The following is a 4,525-nucleotide window of genomic DNA, read 5'->3' as shown; positions in this document are numbered from 1 at the left end:
CCGCCTCGGCGGAGGCCGCCCGCCTCCGCGGGGACGCGCTCGCCGCCTCGGAGATCGCTCGGGCCTCGGCCCGGGACGCCCGGAGTCGGGCTGATGAGCTCGATCGGCGCTCGGAGGAGATGCGGGTGCGGATCGATGAGGTGAGACGTCGTGTCGACGCCCTCTCGGACGCGCAGCGTGCGCTCTGGGCCGGCGGCCCCCTGGTCCCGCCCGGTTACGTCGCCCCCGCGGTCGACGGCGTCAACACGGCGGCGCTGAACGTGGCTCTCACCCGGCTCGGTGCCCCGTATTCCTGGGGGGCGACCGGTGCGGACGAGTTCGACTGTTCGGGCCTCATGGTGTGGGCGTACGCGCAGGAGGGGAAGACGCTCCCGCGGTCCAGTCAGGCGCAGGCGGTGTCGGGCGCGCCCGTCGCGATGGCCGACATCCAACCGGGTGACCTCGTCATCTACTACCCGGGGGCGACACACGTCGGCATGTACGCCGGCGACGGACTGGTGCTGCACGCGTCGACCTATGGGGTCCCGGTCAAACTCGACAAGGTCGACTCGATGCCGATCAGCGGGATCCGTCGGTACTGACGCGGGGACTCCGGGCGGGGCCTCCCCGGACACTGTGGCAGTCTCGGACGTGATGACGAAGACCCTGCTGATCACCAACGACTACCCGCCGCGACCCGGCGGCATCCAGTCGTACCTGGAGACCTATCTGGCGCATCTCGATCCCGAGGACGTGGCGGTCCTCGCCTCGACGTTCCGGGGTAGCGACTCGACCGACTACGACGACTCCCGTCCCTACCTGGTCGAGAGGGTGCCGACGGAGATGCTGCTGCCCACGCCGGAGCTCGCGGTGCGTGCGCGGAGGCTCGCCTCGGACTTCGGGGCGAGCACGGTGTGGTTCGGTGCGGCGGCGCCGCTGGCCGTGATGGCGCCCGTCCTCCGGGAGGGTCCCGTCACCCGGATCGTCGCCAGCACCCACGGTCACGAGGTGGGGTGGTCGATGCTGCCGGGTTCGCGGCAGGTGCTCAGGCTGATCGGGGAGTCCACCGACGCCGTCACCTACGTGAGTGACTACACGAGACGTCGCTTCGCGGCGGCGTTCGGTCCACACGCCCGACTCGTGCACCAGCCCGGAGGCGTCGACACGGCCAGGTTCCGTCCCGATCCCGTGCGGCGTAGGGCGATCCGGGAGCGCTACGGGGTGGCGGACCGGGAGGTGATCGTGTGTCTCTCACGACTCGTCCCGCGCAAGGGTCAGGATGCGCTCATCCGCTCGTTGCCCGAGATCGCCCGCCGCGTTCCGGGAGCGGTCCTCGTCGTCGTCGGGGGTGGTCCGTACCGTCGCACGCTCGAGGGGCTGGCCCGCAGGCACGGGGTGTCCGACCGGGTGATCTTCACCGGTCGGATCCCGGCGGACGAGATCGTCGACCACCACCGGATGGCGGACGTGTTCGCCATGCCGTGCCGCACCCGGGGCGGGGGACTGGACGTGGAGGGGCTGGGGATCGTGTACCTGGAGGCGTCCGCCTGCGGTGTCCCCGTGGTGGCCGGCCGGAGTGGTGGCGCTCCGGAGACCGTCGTGGACGGGAGCACCGGTCTCGTGGTGGACGGGACCTCGGACGGCGAGATCGTCGAGGCCGTGGCCGGTCTGCTCTCGGACCGGCCACGCGCCTCCGCGATGGGCGTCCGCGGACGCTCCTGGGTTCTCGGGTCGTGGCGCTGGGAGGACCTGGCACGCGACATGCGGCGGGTGCTCTCCGGCGACTAACCCCGGCTCGAACCCCGACCCGGCCGTGGGTCAGGCGTAGAGGTCCTCGATCTGGGCCGCGAACTTCTGGTGCACCACGTTCCGCTTGACCTTGAGTGAGGCGGTGAGCTCCCCGGTCTCCTCGGTGAACTGGTCGGGTAGCACGTGGTACTTCTTGATCGCCTCGGAGTGGGAGACGGTCCGGTTGGCCCGGGACAGCGCCTGGTCGAGATGCTCGATCATGTCCGCGTCCCGGAGCAGCTCGTACAGCGAGCCGGTCTTACCGTGGTGGGCCTTCCACCGCTCCAGTGCCTCCGGGTCGAGGGTGAGCAGCACCGAGATGAACGGCTTGCCGTCGCCCACGCACACCGCCTCGGCCACGAGCGGGTCGGCCCGGAGCGCGTCCTCGAGCTGGCTCGGGGCGACGTTCTTGCCCCCGGCGGTGACGATGATCTCCTTCTTGCGACCGGTGATGGTCAGGTAGCCGTCCTCGTCCAGGGACCCGAGGTCCCCGGTCCTGAACCACCCGTCGGAGAACGCCTCGGCGGTGGCGCGCTCGTTACGCCAGTAGCCGGAGGTCACCACCGGGCCGCTCACCTCGACCTCACCGTCAGGTGCGATCCGGACCGCACACCCGGGCAGCGGCTGGCCGACGGTGCCGATACGCATCTGACCGGGGGTGTTGACCGCGATCGCGGCGCACGTCTCGGTGAGGCCGTATCCCTCGAAGATGTTGACACCGATGCCGTCGAAGAAGTGCGTCAGGCGCTCACCGAGGGGCGCCCCACCCGAGATGGCGATCTCACAGCGGCCGCCGAGCGCCGCGACGAGCTTGGCGTAGACGAGCTTGGCGAACAGGGCGTGGCGAAGCCTGAGCAGCGGCCCGACGCGTCCACTGCGGTTGGCCTTGGAGTACGCGACCGCGGTGTCGGTGGCCTTGTCGAACATCCAGGCCTTGACGGTGCCGCCGTCCTGGGCGGTGGCCTGGGCCTTGTTGAAGACCTTCTGGAACACGCGCGGGACGGCCAGGATGTAGTGGGGCTGCATCTCGGAGAACGTGTCCACGAGATTGGTCAGGTCCGACGAGTGGGCGATGCGGACACCCGCGTGGAACCCGGCGTAGGTGATGGCGCGGGCCAGCACGTGGGCCAGGGGCAGGAACATGACGGTGGTCGCGTCCTGGCGGAGGTACTGGTTCAACGGCGTCTCGAGGACCGCGAGGGCCTCGGACATGAAGTTGCGGTGGGTGAGCATGCACCCCTTGGGGCGTCCGGTGGTGCCCGAGGTGTAGATCAACGTCGCGGGGGAGTCGGCGGTCACCCCGGCGCGCCGTTCGTCGAGTACCGCGTCGGGCACCTCGGTCGCACCCGCGGCGAGGGCGTCCAACGCGGGGGTGTCTCCTTCGATCACGAGGACGTCGGGGGCCGCCTCCAGCCCGCTGATCCCCTCGCGGGTGGTGGCGGCGTGGGTCTCCTTCTCGACGATGGCGAGCCGGGCGCCCGAATCCTCCATGATCCACCGGATCTGCTCGGCCGAGGAGCTGTCGTAGACGGGCACCGTGACCGCGCCGGCGGCCCAGATCGCGAAGTCGATCACGTTCCACTCGTATCGGGTCGAGCACAGGAGGGCGACCCTGTCCCCGGCCTGGACGCCTCGGGCGACGAGACCCCGACCCACCACGCGGACCGTCTCGGCGAACTCCCGGTTGGTGACATCCGTCCACCGACCGTCGACCGGCCGCTGGAACGCCACGTTGTCCGGCGTCCGCTCCGCGCGGTCGTAGGCCGCCTGGGCGCAGGACCAGTCGTCGGGGACGGTGAAAGTGGCGGGGGCGGCGACGTATTCGCGCAAAGGGTCCTCCTGGTGGAGACGATCGATGGTCTAATCGCAGTGAGGACACACTATCCCCGGGGCCGGACGGCATCCACGTCACCCGTGTGCCCGGGCGCCGGTCGCCAGGGCGCATCCCGGCCGAAGATATGTGAAGCTGGGGGATATGAGCGAGGACAACGGCGCCCCCGAGGTGTGGCCGACCAGCGACTCCACCGTGATCGACGCGACGGTCGAGGACGTGATGGCCGTCATCTCGGACTTCGACTCGTATCCCGAATGGTCCACGTCGATCCGGGTCGCCGAGGTCCTGTCCGTCGGCGCGGACGGTCGTCCGGACCGGGTCCGGTTCGCCCTGGAGGCGGGCGCGATCGTCGACGACTACGTCCTCGCCTACTCCTGGTCGGCGGACCACAGGGTCGTCGAGTGGAGGCTGGAAAGTTCGGCGCTGCAACGTGCGCAGAAGGGCTCCTATCGCCTCGAACCGGTCGAGGGCGGCACCAGGGTCGACTACGAGCTGGAGATAGAACTCGTGGTGCCGGTGATCGGCCGGCTCCGCGACCGGGCCGAACGGCGGATCCTCTCCGAGGCCCTGCGTGAACTCAAGCGCCGGGCCGAGTCGCGGTGACCGGCGCCAGGGTCGCGATCGTCATGGGGGGCGACCCCCCGGCCAGGTCGGAGGTGACCGCGCAGTTCCTGCTCGACGCGGGCGGAACGGCCCTCATCCTGACCGGGGACCCCGGTGCGGTGGATCCGCGGCTGGACACGACCGACGAGGGGCCCGTGGAGGTCCGTGTCGACGACGCCACCGCGAGACTCGAGTCGTACAGGTCCGGTGCGGTGGATCCGGACGACGACGTGCTCGCGGCGCTGGCCGCCGGAGGGGACGCGCCCCTCGCCGCTGTCCTGGGATGGGAGTACGCCCGGCGGGCGGCCGCCGCGGGAGTGT

4 protein-coding genes and 1 pseudogene are annotated in these 4,525 nt (G+C 70.6%); 4 read left to right on the top strand and 1 reads right to left on the bottom strand.

What is annotated here, in order from left to right:
* Together G6018_RS07280 and G6018_RS07275 are read left to right on the top strand one after the other, a co-directional pair.
* On the top strand, positions 1-581 hold a 581-nt coding region (locus G6018_RS07280), incomplete at its 5' end, for an NlpC/P60 family protein (protein WP_182639266.1).
* A gap of 52 nt (positions 582-633) precedes the next feature.
* The gene (locus G6018_RS07275; protein ID WP_182639265.1) at positions 634-1,767 is read left to right on the top strand and encodes a glycosyltransferase family 4 protein; all 1,134 of its coding nucleotides are present in this window, start codon (positions 634-636) and stop codon (positions 1,765-1,767) included.
* 30 nt (positions 1,768-1,797) lie between these two features.
* Here the strand turns inward: G6018_RS07275 and G6018_RS07270 are convergent, their stop codons facing one another.
* Entirely contained in the window at positions 1,798-3,597 is a 1,800-nt protein-coding gene (locus G6018_RS07270; protein WP_179525042.1) for a long-chain fatty acid--CoA ligase, read from the bottom strand.
* Positions 3,598-3,742: 145 nt separating this feature from the next.
* Here G6018_RS07270 and G6018_RS07265 point away from each other — a divergent pair, with 145 nt between their 5' ends.
* On the top strand, positions 3,743-4,204 hold the full coding sequence (locus tag G6018_RS07265) for an SRPBCC family protein (protein ID WP_182609375.1): 462 nt from the start codon (positions 3,743-3,745) through the stop codon (positions 4,202-4,204).
* A pseudogene (locus tag G6018_RS07260) lies at positions 4,201-4,525 on the top strand (hypothetical protein); the annotation flags it as partial. The gene G6018_RS07265 and the pseudogene G6018_RS07260, both read left to right, overlap by 4 nt.

The sequence above is a fragment of the Dietzia sp. DQ11-44 genome, assembly GCF_014145205.1.
In the GTDB taxonomy this organism is placed as follows: domain Bacteria; phylum Actinomycetota; class Actinomycetes; order Mycobacteriales; family Mycobacteriaceae; genus Dietzia; species Dietzia natronolimnaea.
The sequence above is the reverse complement of the archived record's forward strand: the minus strand, read 5'-3'. Positions and strand labels throughout refer to the sequence as shown.